This is a genomic window from Rhizobacter sp. SG703 (assembly GCF_012275445.1).
Lineage (GTDB): Bacteria > Pseudomonadota > Gammaproteobacteria > Burkholderiales > Burkholderiaceae_C > Rhizobacter.
This window is the reverse complement of the sequence record NZ_JAAZQK010000016.1, coordinates 93,737-107,223: the sequence shown is the minus strand read 5'-3', so window position 1 is coordinate 107,223 and position 13,487 is coordinate 93,737. Positions and strand designations below refer to the sequence as shown.

The window sequence follows — 13,487 nt, the reverse complement described above, 5'->3', positions numbered from 1 at the left end:
GTCATGCGTGCGAGGGGGGCAGCTCGTTGATCATCAGCCAGTAGAAACCGAGCACCTTGGCCGCCTCGATGAACTCGGCGAAGTCGACCGGCTTGCGCACATAGCTGTTGGCGCCCAGCGCATAGCCGGAGATCAGGTCCTGTTCTTCCTTCGACGAGGTCAGGATCACCACCGGCAGGAAGCGCGTGCGCTCGTCGGCGCGGATCGCCTTCAGCACGCCCAGCCCGTCGAGCCGCGGCAGTTTCAGGTCGAGGATGACCAGCGTGGGCAGCGAATGCGACGCGCGGTGCGCGTGCGCGTTGCGGGCGAACAGGTAGTCGAGCGCGTCGACGCCGTCGCGCGCCACGTCGATCGGGTTCATCAAGTGGCTGCGCTTGAACGCGCGCAGCGTCAACGCCACGTCGTCGTCGTTGTCCTCGACCAGCAGAATCGCCTTCTGTTCGCTCATGGTGAAGTTCCTCCTGGCAGATGGAAATGGAAGGTGGCACCCTGGCCGGGCCGGGCCTCGGCCCAGATGAGGCCGTCGTGGCGACGGATGATGCGGTGCACGATCGCCAGCCCGATGCCGGTGCCCGGGAAATCGGTTTCGTGGTGCAGGCGCTGGAAGGCGCCGAACAGCCGGTCGGCGTAGGTCATGTCGAAGCCTACGCCGTTGTCGGCCACGAAGCACACCTGCCGGCCGTCCGACACGGTGCTGCCGACGCGGATCAGCGCATCGGGCGATTTCGACGTGAACTTCCAGGCGTTCTCGAGCAGGTTCTGCATCGCGATCTGCATCAGCGACTTGTCGGCCCGCACGATGAGCGGCTCGGCGATCTCCCAGCGCAGGTCGCGCTCGGGGTGCAGTTTCTGCATCGAGATCGCGATGTCGCGCGCCATCGCACCGAGGTCGATGTCGCGCAACACCAGTTCGGTTCGCGTGACGCGCGACAGCCCGAGCAGCTCGTCGATCAGCCGGCCCATGCGCTGGCTCGCGGCGCGGATGCGCGACAGGTGTTCGCGGCCTTCGTCGTCGAGCCGGTCGCCGTAATCCTCCAGCAGCGCGAGCGAGAAGCCGTCCATGCTGCGCAGCGGCGCGCGCAGGTCGTGCGACACCGAGTAGCTGAAGGCCTCGATCTCGCGGTTGAGCGCCGCCAGCTCCTGGTTGCTGCGCTCGATCTGCGCGAACGAGTTGCGCAGCGTGGTGGTCATCGCGTCGAAGTTGCGCGACATCTCGCCGATCTCGTCGCTGCCGGCGATGTCGAGCCGGAAGCTCCAGTTGCCCGATGCCACCTCGCGCGTGGCCTGCTGCAGCCGCTGGATCGGCGCCAGCACGCCGCGGTGGATCAGCCAGCCGGCCGCGGCGGTCGCCAGCGAGATCAGCGCGAGCCCGGCCAGGATCACGCCGACCACGCGCTGCTGCGCCTGCGCGATGCGGGCGGTGGAATAGTCGGTCAGCCGGAACGCGTCGACCAGGCTTTCCTGGTGCAGCACCAGCAGCTTGCGCGAGATCAGCTCTTCGTAGAGCTTCTGCGCGCTGTCGTCGGCCGCGCGGCTGTTGGTGTTGGCCTGCAGCTCCTCGAACAGCTGGCGCGTCTCGACGCTGCGCCGGCGCAGGTCGGCCAGCGTCTCGGACGGCTCGGGGTCGCTGAAGATCGGTTCCTCGAGCTGGCGCTCGAGGCGCGCGGAGACCTGGCGCTCCTGCTGGTAGGCGCGCTGGTTGCGGTACAGCACGTACTCGAAGGTGACGAGCCGCAGGTCGTTCAGCACGCGCGCGACGTCCGACATGCGCCGGCGCTGTCGGTCTGCCGATTCGACTTCGCCGTTCGCCCACCAGATCATCACGGCGAGCAGGGCGATCGTGCCGAGGCCCGTGGTCGTGGCGAGCCAGCCCTTCGCACTGATCTTCATTCGGTGTCGGTCATCGTGTTGACGGGTTCGAGGGGCCCTAATGCGCCACGGTGACGCGGTCGGGTTGCTCGTCGAGCAAGGCGTCGAGGTAGAGGTGCGGCAGGAAGTTGGGCGTCGGTGCCGAGGCGCCCGGGCTGCCCGAGACGGCCCAGTCGGCCTCGTCCTCCATCGTCACCAGCTGCGACTGCAGCAGGTTCACGCGGAAGGCGAGCGATTTCCAGCTGGGTTGCAGCGCGGCGGCGTCGACCTTGAGCCGGCGCGCGACGATGGCCAGCGATTCGTCGGCATGCAGCCGGTTGAAGCGCTCGGCCTTCAGCAACGCACGCACGAAGCGGCGCGACATCTCGGCCTGCTGGTGCAGGTAGTCGGTGCGGCCGACCACGACGTGGCTCACGGTGTAGGCGGCCGGCGCGGTGAACGAGACGCCCTGCGCGCCGAGCGCCGTTTCGGCGTCCTGGCGCACCGGCTGCCAGGTCGACGCGGCGTCGATGCGGCCGCGCGCCAGCTCGTCGGCCAGCCGGCCGGGCGGCAGGTCGACCAGCGTCACGCCGTCGCGTGCCAGCCGGTGGCGGATCAGCAGGGCCCACAGGAAGTACTCGGCGCTGGTGCCGCGCGGCACGCCGATGCGCTTGCCGAGCAGGTCGGCCGGCGCCGCGATGCCGCGGTCGCGGCGGGCCACCACCGCCATCTCGTCGGAGACGCTCAGCATGCTCGCGAGGATGCTGAGCGGCTGGTGGTCGAGCACCGCGGTGACGAAGGGCACTTCGGCCGCGGTGGCCAGGTCGACCTCGCCGCGCGCCAGCAGGTCGAGCGCGAACTTGCCGTGGCTGACCGGCACGATGGTGACGTCGAGCCCTTCGTCGCGCAGGAAATCCTTCTCGGCGGCCAGCATCAGCAGCGCGGCATGCGGCGTGGTCGAGAGCGCGAGGCGCACCGCCATTGCGGCAGGGCGCTGCGGGTGCGTCGCACGGTAGCGCCAGGTCATGGCCAGCGTCGACAGACCCACGGCCAGCGCCACCGCGGCGATCAGCAACGGAAGGCGGCCGCTTCTCTTCGACGGCGCTGCAACTTCTGACGAGTTCATCAGCCCCCCTCACACTGGTCTTGCAGTGCGGTTCGAGCCAAGCGTACGATTGAAGAACAATACTTGCAATAGGGAGTCGATCGCGCGCATGTCGGTACTGCTTCTCGAACGACGCCCACCGTTCCTCGTGATGGCGCACCACCGTTCAGGCTCGAACTTCCTGAACGATGTCCTTCAGTCCTGTGCCGGCATCGAATGCCTGAACGAACCGCTGTCGATGCACACGCGGTTCTTTCGCGACCACGACCTGGTGCCGTGGGACGCCGACGACCACGACCCGGCGCTGTTGCATGCAAGCCTGGGCGGCGACGAGACGGTGCGCGAGTTCCTGCTGGAACTGAAGGCCTACCTCGGGCAATCGCGGCGCGGCCGGGTGATCGGCTTCAAGGACACCTGCCTGTTCGGCAAGCTCGGCTGGCTGAAGGCCTTCCTGCCGGAGTTGCGGGTGATCTTCCTGCGGCGCGATCCGCGCGCCATCGTCTCGTCGGTGCTGCGCAGCAAGCTGACGACGCTGTGGAGCTATTCCGAGCTGGTGAGCCGCGCGTTCATGCGCGAGTTTCCCGCCTACCGCAGCGGCGTGCCGCGCACCGATGCGGCGCTGCGCACGACCGAGGTGGTCGCGATGAGCGTGGCGCTGCGCTACGAGCTGGCGCGGCGCTGCCTGCACCACTTCGCGCACGTCAGCCTCGAGCTGGCCGACATCTCGCGCGAGCCGGCGCAGGCGGTGGCGAACCTGGTGGCGTTCCTCGGCGCCGAGGCGTCGGGCGATGCCGAGGCCTTCATCCGCTTGCGCCAGGCCGAGACCCGCGGCGGGCTGTTCTCGTCGTACCGCTCGCTGGACGACGTGGAGAACCGCTGGCGCCATCACCTGAGCGAAGCGCAGTTGGCACTGATCGACGAGGTGCAATCCGCGGTCCGATCCACCACCCCCCTGGCCTGACACCGATGATCGAGCAGTACCTCCATGACGCGATCGGCTTCAGGGTGGCGTCCGGTGCACTCGCGGGCCGGCGCCTGCGGGTGGCCCGCACGCTGCTGACCTGCCGCGTCGCCGCCGAGATCCTCAACGAGATGCAGATGCCGCCCGAGACCGGCGGCGGCTACCGTTTCGTCAATGTCTGCAACCCGCGCAACCCGCTGGCCTTCGACCCGGCCGGCGGCGGCTGGCATTGCCGCGCCGCACTGGCCGAGCACCCGGTGTGGGGGCTGAACTGGGCGGCGGCCGGGCTGATCTGCGCCCACCTCGGGGGCCGCCTGCCGTGGGCGCAGGAGTGGGAAGCGTTGGCGTCGAACAACGATCCGGCGCGGCTCTACCCGTGGGGCGATGCGCCGCCGACCCCGGTGCACGCGAACTTCGACGAACATTTCGGCGGCACCAGCGTGGTCGGCAGCTTCCCGCCGTCGGAGCTGGGGCTGTTCGACCTGGCGGGCAACCTGGGCGAGTGGTGCCAGGACCTGCACGACCACGATGCCGAGACGCCGATGGAGCGCACGGTGAAGGGCGGGGCCTGGAGCAAGGATGCCGGCCACCTGCGCATCCAGGCCAGCCGCGGCAAGTGGGGCCGGCTGGGCACGACGACGATCGGGCTGCGGCCGGTGTGGGACGAGTGAAGGACGATTGAAAAAGGACCGCGATGACGAAGCTGGTGATCTTCGACCTGGACGACACGCTGATCGACTTCGCGTCGACGCGGCTGGTCGCGCACGACCTGATCGCCGAGGTGCTGGCCGACGAAGGCATTGCGGTGGCGCCGTTCCTGCAGGCCTGCGTCGAGGTCGACCGGCCGTTGTTCGTGCAGTTCGAGCAGGGCCGGCTGACGCGCCAGGAGTACCGGATGCGGCGTTTCGCCGACCCGTTCGACCGGCTCGGGCTGACGCCGCGCGAAGGCCTGGTCGCGCAGCTGAACCGGGTGTTCATGGACTGCGTGAACGACAGCCCGAGGCTGTACGACGATGCCCGGCCGACGCTGGCGCGCCTGCGCGGCGATGGCCTGCAGCTCGCGATCCTGACCAACGGTCCGGCCGACGGGCAGCGCCGCAAGCTGGTCGCGACCGGGCTCGATGATGCGGTGGATCACGTCGCGATCGGCGAGGAGGCGGGCGTCAGCAAGCCGCATCCGCAGGCTTACCTGCGTGTCTGCGAGCGGCTGGGCGTTGCGCCGGCGCAGTGCCTGATGGTCGGCGATTCGCTGGCGCTCGACTACCAGGGCGCGCTCGCTGCGGGGCTGCAGGCGGTGCTGCTGGACCGGGCGGGGGCGCATGTCGGGACGGCCCATCGCATGGTGCGCGACCTGCACGGCGTGCGGGTCGGAAGCGACGGGTGAACCCCGGACCCGTCCCCCCATGGCCACTTTCGAATGGATCATCCTGCTGCTGCTCGGTGCGGCGCTGCTCGCAACGCTGGCACGCCGCGTCGGCGCGCCGTACCCGACCTTCCTCGCGATCGGCGGCGCACTGCTTGCGTTCCTGCCCGACGGGCCGCGCTGGACGCTCGATCCGCAACTCGCGCTGACCCTGTTCGTCGCGCCGGTGCTGGTCGATGCGGCGTACGACACCTCGCTGCGCGACCTGCGCACCAACTGGCGACCGATCGCCGGGCTGGTGATTGCGGCGGTCGGCGTCACGGTGCTCGCGGTGGCGCTGACCGCCCGCTGGCTGGTGCCGCAGATGCCGTGGGCGATCGCGCTCGCGCTCGGGGCCGTCGTCGCACCGCCCGACGCCGCGGCGGCCACGGCCGTGATGCGCCAGGTCAAGCTGCCGCACAAGCTGCTGACCATCGTCGAAGGCGAGAGCCTGCTCAACGATGCCAGTGCATTGCTGATCTACCGGCTCGCGATCATGGCGGCGCTGGCCGGGCACCTGGGCTTCGCGACCTTTGCGCCGGTGCTGCTGCTGACGGTGTTCGGCAGCCTGGCCGCCGGCGTGGCCTGCGTCTACCTGACGCAGCCGCTGATGTCGCGCGTGCAGGACGTGCCGACCTCGCTGATCCTGCAGTTCGTGACGACCTTCGGCGTCTGGATGGCGGCCGAGGCGATCGGGTTGTCGGGCATCCTGACGCTGGTGGCGTATGCGATGACGATCGCGCGGCGGCGCGGCCCGGCGATGCCGGCGCGCATGCGGGTGCCGATCTTCGCGGTGTGGGAGGCCGTCGTGTTCGTGCTGAATGCGTTCGCGTTCGTGCTGATCGGCCTGCAGCTGCGCCCGATCTGGGAACGGCTCGCGGCCGGCGGCGTGCGCACCGAATCGCTGCTGGTGGCGTTGGCCGTGCTGGCGGTGACGATCGCGGCGCGCTTCGCGTGGGTGCTGAGCTACAAGTTCGTGCGCCTGCCGGATCGGCATCGCGCCGCGGGGGCCCAGCCGCTGCTCGGCGGCGCGCTGGTGCTGTCGTGGGCCGGCATGCGCGGCATCGTGACGCTGGCCGCCGCGTTCGCGATCCCCGAGACGCTGCCCGGCGGCGCGCCGTTTCCGTTCCGCGACCTGATCCTGCTGTGCGCCTTCACCGTCGTGCTCGGCACGCTGGTGCTGCAGGGGCTGACGATGAAGCCGCTGATCCGGCTCATGAAGCTGCGCGACGACGATCCGGTGGGACGCGAGGTCAAGCATGCGCGGGCGCAGGCCTATGGTGCGCTGCTGGCGTCGATCGACGGCGATGAATCGATGCCCGCGAAGCTGCTGCGCAAGGAGTACGCCGCGGTGATCGAGCTGAACCAGGAGAGCCGCGCCGACGAGGAGGCGATCGACCAGCGCTCCGGCGGGCCGCTGCGGCGGCGGGCCTTGTCGGCGGCGCGCGGGCGGCTGGACGAGCTGCGGCAGGACGGATCGATCGGCGATGCGGCGTTCCGCGTCGTCGTGCAGGAACTGGACTGGGCGGAGCTCAGCGCCGGCGGCGCGCGCCACCCGTGAGCGCAGCCGGCCTCAGCGCGAGGCCGGTGCGACGACCGCGCCGTGGATGCGGTGCCGTGCCAGCGACTGCGCGACGAAGCCGCCGGCCTTGGCCTGTTCGACGAAGCCGGCGAGCAGCGCCGTGGCGGCGGCGCCGCGCGTCAGCGGCAGGCCCATCGCCTGTTCGATGACCATGAAGCGCCCCGGCAGCAGGCGCAGGCCGGGCAGCCGGGCGGCATCGGATTCGAGCTGCTGGCGCACGCCGGCCGCCACGTCGGCACCCTCGGCCAAGAATCGTTCGACGACCGCCTGCGAGGTCGGCGTGCGCATCAGCTGCGCGGCCTTCAGTTCGCGCGACAGGTACAGGTCGTAGGCGCTGCCGCGGCCGACCATCACGCGCGTGCCGCTGCGGTCGACCTGCGCGTTGTCGGTCAGCGGCGACTCGTTGCGCACAAGGTACGCGCCTTCGATCAGCACATAGGGTGCGCTGAAGCCGATGCCGTCGCTGCGGCGCGGGTCGATCGCGAAGAAGCCGATGTCGGCCCGGTCGGTTTTCACGGTGTCGACGGATTGCAGCGCGGCCTCGACGACGATCAGCTCCAGCGGCACGCCCAGGCGCTGCGCGAGCAGCGTTGCCAGGTCGACCGACACGCCGCCGACGACGCCGGCCGCATCGCGGTTCGCGAGGATCGGGTTGCCCAGGTTGATGCAGGCGCGCAGCCGGCCATGCGGTGCCAGCGCCTGCGCCGCACCGGCGGGCAGCAGCGGGACCGGGCCGGGGCCGGTGCTGCAGGCGGTGAAGGCCGCCAACCCGATCACGGCTGCGACGGGCGCGAGGGTGCAGGACAGGACTGCGCTGCGGCGGGTCATCGAAGAAGGCATGGCACGGGCTCCTGGGCGGAGCCTGCAGTATGGCTAAGCCCGCCCGCCTTCGATGAGCCGAAGCGCCACCTGGACGTTGTTGCGGCCCGCGCCCTTGGCCTGGTAGAGCATCACGTCCGCCTGCCGGACGAGCGCCTCGACGGTCGTGGCGTCGCCCTGGTAGAACGCCAGGCCGATGCTCGTGGTGATGCTGATCGCCTGCTGCTCGACGACGAACGGCGAGCTCATGGCCTGGACGATCTTGCCGGCGACCGTCGACGCCACCTCGGGTCTCGGCAGGCCTTCCATGATCACCGTGAACTCGTCTCCCCCCAGGCGGGCGACGGTGTCGGTGGAGCGCACGGCCTGCGACAACCTGCCCGCGAACCCGCGAAGCAGGGCGTCCCCGGTGTGGTGCCCGTAGCGGTCGTTGATCTGCTTGAAGTGGTCGATGTCGAGGTACATCAGCGCGATCAGCGCACCGCTGGTCCTGCTGCGCTGCATGGCCTCTGCCATGCGCAACTCGAAGCCGGCGCGATTGATCAGGCCGCTGAGCGCGTCCACCCGGGCGAGCTCGGTCAGCCGTTTTTCCTCGAGCTTCTGGCGGGTGATGTCGGTGACCACCGCGTGGAAGCCGAGCACCGTGCTGCCGTCGGCCGCGCGCTGGGGGATGTACTGGGCCTCGTAGCAGACGTAGCTGCCGTTGCTGTCCATCTCGCTCTGGAACGTGACCGGCTCGCCTCGCAAGGCGCTGCGGATGTGCGGCTCCACCGCCTGGTAGGCCGTCTCGCCCAGCACCGCACGCACGGTCTGGCCATGGAGTTCGTGGCGCGGCCGCCCGAAGCCGCGCTCGTAAGCCAGGTTGTTGAAGCGGTAGCGCTCGCCGGCGTCGATGTACGCCACGCGCATCGGCAGTGCGTCGGCCACGGTGCGCAGGCGCGCCTCGCTCTCCTGGAGCGCTCGTTGCGACTCGCGGTACGACGTGACGTCGTTGATGAGCGTGTACAGGCCGAAGACGCTGCCCTGCTCGTCGCGATCCGGGACGACCGTGACCTGCACATGGCGACGGCCTTCGGGGCGCATCATTTCCCGGTCGACGGCGACGTCCTGTCCGTCCAGGGCGGCTCGCAGCCAGGGGCCGATCTCCAGCCGGGCCTGCTCGCCGAAGAAGTCCTCAGCGCTCATCCCGGCCTGGGGCGCCGCTTCGCTGCCGAACCATTGCTGGTACGTCCGGTTGACGAAGCGAAAACGCAGGTCGCGGTCGAGGTAGGAAATCAGGGCCGGCATGTTGTCGGTCACCAGGCGCAGGCGATGTTCGCTGTCGCGCACGGCCTGCTCGGCCGCCTTGGCCGCGGAGATGTCGCGCATCAGCGCGGAGAAGTATTCGACCTTGCCCTGTGCGTCGCGGTGGCAGATGACGATGTGGCTGACCGGAAATTCACGCCGCTCGGCGTCCCAGACCAGCGACTCGCCGACCCAGACGCCGGTGGCCGCCGCGCTGGGCCCGACCTCCGCATTGAACTTCGCGAGCGTCTGCGGAGGATTGAAATGCGCCAGCGTCAACTGCTCGATCGGCGCATCTGGCGCCAATCCGACGCGGCGTCGTGCGGCAGGGTTCATGTAGATCAGCCGACCCTGTGCGTCGTTCTGTATGACGTAGTCGGTCGTCGCGTCGAAGATCGCGGCCAGTGTGCGCAGTGCGCGCTCGGCCAGCACGCGCTCGGTCACGTCGCGGCCGACGGAATGAAGCGTCGGCCGACCCGAAGGATCGCTCAGCAAGCGGTTGGTCCAGGCGACCCAGCGCTGGGCGCCCTGGGCGGACGTCACCCGGTTCTCGTTGGTGGCGGTGGTGCCGGTCGACAGGACGTCCGCAACCACTTTCCTGACGGCGGTGTGATCCGCAGGCTCGATGTAGTCGTACATGCTGTCGCCCAGCATGTCCGCGGGGGTTCGTCCGAAGTGCCTGGCATACGCCGGATTGACGTAGGTCAGTTCGCCGTCCGGCGTCGCGAGCGACACGAGCTCGGACTGGTTTTCGACGATGGCTTTCACCATCTGTTCGCTGGCGACCAATTGCTTCAGAACCGGCCTCACCTGGTGCTGCTGGGCATAGATGGCCAGCGCGACGATGGCGACGAGCGCCACGGCCAGGATGTTCAGGCGCGACTTCATCGGCGCATAGAGCGTGTCGACATTGGTCCGCACGGCCAGCCCGAGTCCGAAATCCTTGATCGGCGTGAAGGCCGAGAGGACGTTGGTGCCCCGCCGGTCCTTGAGGAACTGCACGCCGTGTTCGCCGAGCAGTGCCCGCGCCACGGGAAGCGCGGCAGCGCCGGTCGCGTCGAACATCGGCAGTTCGAGTCCGGACGGCCGGTACCGGTTGGGCGCACAGACCATCTTGTCGTTGTCGCGACCGCAGATCGCCGCGTCGGACGTGTCGCTGGAGGCGCGGATCTCGGCGAGCAGGCGATCGAACAGCGGCATGCGCTGCTCGGTGAACACCCGCCCGACGATGCGCCCGTCGATCCGGACCTCGGCTTCTGCCAGGAGCAGGTAGCCGTCCTTCCAAGCCAGGAAGGTCGTCTGCTCCGTATTCGCCAGGCGCTGAATGACCTGCGACTTCGGAGGCACGGGACCCGCCTGTGCCACGCGTGCGCCGTTCGCGGCGTAGATCTCCACGCGCGTCAGGTCGGCGGTGAGGGCACTCTCGGCGACCCTTTGCAGGAAGTCCATCGCATCCGTGTCGGCGGGGGTCTTGCTCAGCTTGTCCAGCGCCTGCCGCGCGGCGGGTCGCGTGGCAACGTTTTTCGGGAACAGCAGGCTCACCTCGATGGTGTGGGCCAGCGAGGTCGCGTTCGTCGTGGCGATCAGCAGCATGTCTTTCGACACCGATCGCTCGAAGGTGCCGCGCATCACCGAGAAGCCCGCGACGCCGCCCGCCAGCGCGACCAGCGTGATGACCGCGATCGAGCGGCGCTTGATGCGCTGCTCGGTCGTTTGCAACCTCTTGGGATCGAAGACGTGGGCTGCTTCGTGCAGCATCCACAGGCCCGCCCCGACGACGGAGAGTCCGAACGCGGTCGTCGGCAGCAGCGGGTTGTAGCTCGCCACCTGGTACAGCGCCTCGAGGCCCACGAAGTGTCCGACGATTCCGCCGATGCCGATGGCGGAAACCGCCAGGGCCAACAGCGAGAAGACGAGCGGGCCGAGCCGGGTGGAGCGTCGTTCGTTCAGCCACAACGCGATGCCGGCGAGCAGGAACGCCAGGCTCGCGTTCGGCGACAGTCGGCCGGGATAAGGATGGGTCGCCGTGGGAACCGCACCGGCGTGGGCGATGTCGATGCCCAGGCCGATGCCCGACGCGTTCTCGAACAGGTAGGCCAATGGCAGCGCGACCAGCGCGCCGACGCAGAGGGCCGCGAGCCGGGTGAGCCAGGTGGCCGACGTCGACGGGCGCGAGGCGTTGAAGAGGCACAGGCCTGCCGCAACGAAGAGCAGTGGACCGACGATGCCCGCGTGCTCGAGGCCGGGGACGAGGTGGGCGACGGCGTCGACGGGAAACACCCAGTGCGTGGCCATGGCCGCGCCGAACAGGCCGACGACGACGCCTCCCACGCGCGCGGTTGAAAGGGCCGATTCCCTCATGGCTGTATCCAGTTTCGGTGGTGTCGCGGCGTCGAGTCTGCGTGGCAAGCCTTCGATGGGCTGGCGATACTGAGCCAGAACGCCAGCGCAGCGTACGCGCTGACGACGGTGATGTACACCGGAAATGGGCCCGTGCGAGTGTCATTTTCGGTGAATCGGCTGGCGTCGTGCGTTGGGTGTGTGGGCCGGTCCTGGGGCGCACTGGTCGCTCATCGGCGCCCAAACGACAAAGGGCCCGCATCGCTGCGGGCCCCGTCAATACTGGCTCCTCGACCCGGGCTCGAACCAGGGACCTACGGATTGACAGTCGGTTCGCGCAACTGATGGATTGGCCGCGCCAGCATTGACGCGGGCATCTTTCGGCGTCTCATTGATGCTGTCCGGCCAGCAGGCCCGCCCCCAGGCCTGCACGAGACGAAGTGCCGTATATGTGACGGGGGTTGGGCCCGGCCCATGGAGGTCTTGCAGCAATAGCGGTCGTTGAAGAGCCGAGCAGGACTGACTCAGTTCAGTCTTCAGTAGCCAGGCCCTCAAAAAATCTGATCTGGTGGTAGTGCTGAAACGCGCCTGACTCGCGCGCCGGCCGCTGCACAGCGGCTCCGTCAAGGACATCCTCAGGTCAAAGTCTTCGATCGCGCACGGGGATCGTGACGACGAAGCGGCTGCCGAGCCCGAGTCCGCCGCTGCTCGCCTCGACGCTGCCGCCGTGGGCTTCGGCGAGTTCGCGCACGACCGCCAGGCCGAGCCCCAAGCCGACTCCGTTGAACTTCAGCGCATGCTGCTCCTGCACGAACGGGTCGAAGACCTCGAGCAAGGCCTGCGGCGTGATGCCGATGCCGTTGTCGCTGACGGTGAACGCCACGGCGTCCGGCGTGCGCTGCACGACGAGGGCGATGTCGCCCCCGGCTGGTGTGTACTTGGACGCGTTGCCCAACAGGTTGCTCAGGATCTGGGTGAGGCGGACTGCGTCACCGCGCATGCCGCCCGGTGAGGACGGCATGTCGAGTCGGAGCGATTGCGTGCGCAGTGCCATCGCATGACGGCAACTGACAAGCGAGTCCTCGATCACGTCTGCGATGTCGACATCGCAGAGTTCCAGCCGCAGCTTGCCGGTGTTGATACGCGACACATCCAGCAGGTCGCTGATCACGCGCGACATGCGTCCGGCCTGCCGCTCGATGATTTCCTGCAGGCGAGGCACATTGTCGGCGGCCACGCGCGGCAGCAGCGTGGCCGTGGTGCACAAGGTCATCAGCGGGTTGCGCAATTCGTGGGCCACGACAGCCAACATTTGGGTCTGGCGGCTCAGCATCAGCTCTGCCTGGCGTTGGCCGCGTTGCGACAACAGCGTCGCCTGCAACAGCTGCTCGTTGACCTTGCGCAGTCGCGCCAACGTTGTCCGGGCTCTCCGGCCGTTTGCGGCTGCCCGGGTAGCGGCATGATGACCGAACATGGGGACACGTGACGCCGCGCGGCCGAGAGCAGCTGCCGCGCTGTAGCTTGGCGTGGAGAGCTTCTTCGTGAAAGGCAGCCCAACGGGCACGTCGCACGGGTGAAGGGTGACAGGCATTGCAGCGTCCTTCCGATACGGAGCGCATGTGGATCAGGCGGGAAGTCCTGTCGCCCCTTCGAGGAGACGAATCGCCACCCTCGGAATGCGAAGGCTTCCGTTTTTGAGATGGGGAGCGCTCCGTCAGCGATTCTGCCGGGCCGTCCCGGCCCGGTCTGTTCGCTGGCGAACACAGGGGCCTTGCTGGACTGTCGCAACGTTGCTTACCGCACAGACGCTCTGTCGACCCGTGGCTAACGTGCCGCTGTACTCCGAACGCGGAAGGGCACACCATGGTCAGGAAGCACCGATTGCAGCCGGTCGAGACCGAGCCGCCAGTGGTCGCCGCACCCCCCAGGGCGGACGATCTGCCGTTGATGGCCTCGCTGGGCATACGCTTCGAGGACGGCGCGTATCGTTTCGCTTGCATCCTGTACGACAACCTGCACGATGCGGCCAATTTTGCACGTCTTGTCGGGGCCGGTCGCAACAAAGGCATGCGACAGGCCGCGGCGACTCGGGCTACACGAACGTAGCCAAGCGAGAAGAGATCGTCCAGGCGCAAGCCGACGGGCT

11 protein-coding genes are annotated in these 13,487 nt (G+C 68.8%); 5 read left to right on the top strand and 6 right to left on the bottom strand.

Annotation, left to right across the window (positions count from 1 at the left end):
* Position 1 precedes the first annotated feature (1 nt).
* The 3 genes from FHT26_RS27610 to FHT26_RS27600 are packed head-to-tail and all read right to left on the bottom strand — an operon-like array spanning position 2 to position 2,923.
* A complete protein-coding gene (locus tag FHT26_RS27610) occupies positions 2–448 on the bottom strand; it encodes a response regulator (RefSeq protein WP_056816134.1) in 447 nt (148 codons plus the stop codon).
* Positions 445–1,890 (bottom strand): sensor histidine kinase, encoded by a 1,446-nt coding sequence (locus tag FHT26_RS27605; protein ID WP_168563288.1) that lies wholly within the window; start codon positions 1,888–1,890, stop codon positions 445–447. Before FHT26_RS27605 ends, FHT26_RS27610 begins: the two co-directional genes overlap by 4 nt.
* A 37-nt stretch (positions 1,891–1,927) precedes the next feature.
* Positions 1,928–2,923 (bottom strand): ABC transporter substrate-binding protein, encoded by a 996-nt coding sequence (locus tag FHT26_RS27600; RefSeq protein WP_168563287.1) that lies wholly within the window; start codon positions 2,921–2,923, stop codon positions 1,928–1,930.
* Positions 2,924–3,062: 139 nt separating this feature from the next.
* Here FHT26_RS27600 and FHT26_RS27595 point away from each other — a divergent pair, with 139 nt between their 5' ends.
* Genes FHT26_RS27595 through FHT26_RS27580 form a run of 4 tightly spaced genes read left to right on the top strand, consistent with a single transcriptional unit; the run spans position 3,063 to position 6,877 of the window.
* Positions 3,063–3,914: a sulfotransferase gene (locus tag FHT26_RS27595; RefSeq protein ID WP_168563286.1), complete on the top strand. Its 852-nt coding sequence runs from the start codon at positions 3,063–3,065 to the stop codon at positions 3,912–3,914.
* Positions 3,915–3,919: 5 nt separating this feature from the next.
* Complete coding sequence (locus tag FHT26_RS27590) at positions 3,920–4,585, top strand: formylglycine-generating enzyme family protein (RefSeq protein ID WP_056816122.1); 666 nt, start codon at positions 3,920–3,922, stop codon at positions 4,583–4,585.
* A gap of 23 nt (positions 4,586–4,608) precedes the next feature.
* Positions 4,609–5,298: an HAD family hydrolase gene (locus FHT26_RS27585; RefSeq protein ID WP_168563285.1), complete on the top strand. Its 690-nt coding sequence runs from the start codon at positions 4,609–4,611 to the stop codon at positions 5,296–5,298.
* 19 nt (positions 5,299–5,317) lie between these two features.
* Positions 5,318–6,877, top strand: a complete 1,560-nt coding sequence (locus tag FHT26_RS27580; RefSeq protein WP_168563284.1) for a Na+/H+ antiporter — start codon at positions 5,318–5,320, stop codon at positions 6,875–6,877.
* A 12-nt stretch (positions 6,878–6,889) separates the two neighbouring features.
* Here FHT26_RS27580 and FHT26_RS27575 read toward each other — a convergent pair whose 3' ends face one another.
* The 3 genes from FHT26_RS27575 to FHT26_RS27565 form a co-directional block, all read right to left on the bottom strand.
* A complete protein-coding gene (locus tag FHT26_RS27575) occupies positions 6,890–7,738 on the bottom strand; it encodes a transporter substrate-binding domain-containing protein (RefSeq protein ID WP_246868129.1) in 849 nt (282 codons plus the stop codon).
* Positions 7,739–7,771: 33 nt separating this feature from the next.
* Positions 7,772–11,362, bottom strand: coding sequence for a sensor domain-containing protein (locus FHT26_RS27570; protein WP_210427627.1), 3,591 nt, complete (start codon positions 11,360–11,362; stop codon positions 7,772–7,774).
* Between the two features lie 619 nt (positions 11,363–11,981).
* On the bottom strand, positions 11,982–12,932 hold the full coding sequence (locus FHT26_RS27565) for a sensor histidine kinase (RefSeq protein ID WP_168563283.1): 951 nt from the start codon (positions 12,930–12,932) through the stop codon (positions 11,982–11,984).
* Between the two features lie 272 nt (positions 12,933–13,204).
* Between FHT26_RS27565 and FHT26_RS27560 the strand changes: the two genes are divergently transcribed.
* Positions 13,205–13,447 (top strand): hypothetical protein, encoded by a 243-nt coding sequence (locus FHT26_RS27560; protein ID WP_168563282.1) that lies wholly within the window; start codon positions 13,205–13,207, stop codon positions 13,445–13,447.
* Positions 13,448–13,487 lie beyond the last annotated feature (40 nt).

What these genes read in the sequence shown, in the direction of transcription:
- FHT26_RS27610 (WP_056816134.1), bottom strand. Translation starts at nt 448, where the DNA reads ATGAGCGAACAGAAGGCGATTCTGCTGGTCGAGGACAACGACGACGAC.
- FHT26_RS27605 (WP_168563288.1), bottom strand. Translation starts at nt 1,890, where the DNA reads ATGAAGATCAGTGCGAAGGGCTGGCTCGCCACGACCACGGGCCTCGGC.
- FHT26_RS27595 (WP_168563286.1), top strand. Translation starts at nt 3,063, where the DNA reads ATGTCGGTACTGCTTCTCGAACGACGCCCACCGTTCCTCGTGATGGCG.
- FHT26_RS27590 (WP_056816122.1), top strand. Translation starts at nt 3,920, where the DNA reads ATGATCGAGCAGTACCTCCATGACGCGATCGGCTTCAGGGTGGCGTCC.
- FHT26_RS27585 (WP_168563285.1), top strand. Translation starts at nt 4,609, where the DNA reads ATGACGAAGCTGGTGATCTTCGACCTGGACGACACGCTGATCGACTTC.
- FHT26_RS27580 (WP_168563284.1), top strand. Translation starts at nt 5,318, where the DNA reads ATGGCCACTTTCGAATGGATCATCCTGCTGCTGCTCGGTGCGGCGCTG.
- FHT26_RS27575 (WP_246868129.1), bottom strand. Translation starts at nt 7,738, where the DNA reads ATGCCTTCTTCGATGACCCGCCGCAGCGCAGTCCTGTCCTGCACCCTC.
- FHT26_RS27570 (WP_210427627.1), bottom strand. Translation starts at nt 11,362, where the DNA reads ATGAGGGAATCGGCCCTTTCAACCGCGCGCGTGGGAGGCGTCGTCGTC.
- FHT26_RS27565 (WP_168563283.1), bottom strand. Translation starts at nt 12,932, where the DNA reads ATGCCTGTCACCCTTCACCCGTGCGACGTGCCCGTTGGGCTGCCTTTC.
- FHT26_RS27560 (WP_168563282.1), top strand. Translation starts at nt 13,205, where the DNA reads ATGGTCAGGAAGCACCGATTGCAGCCGGTCGAGACCGAGCCGCCAGTG.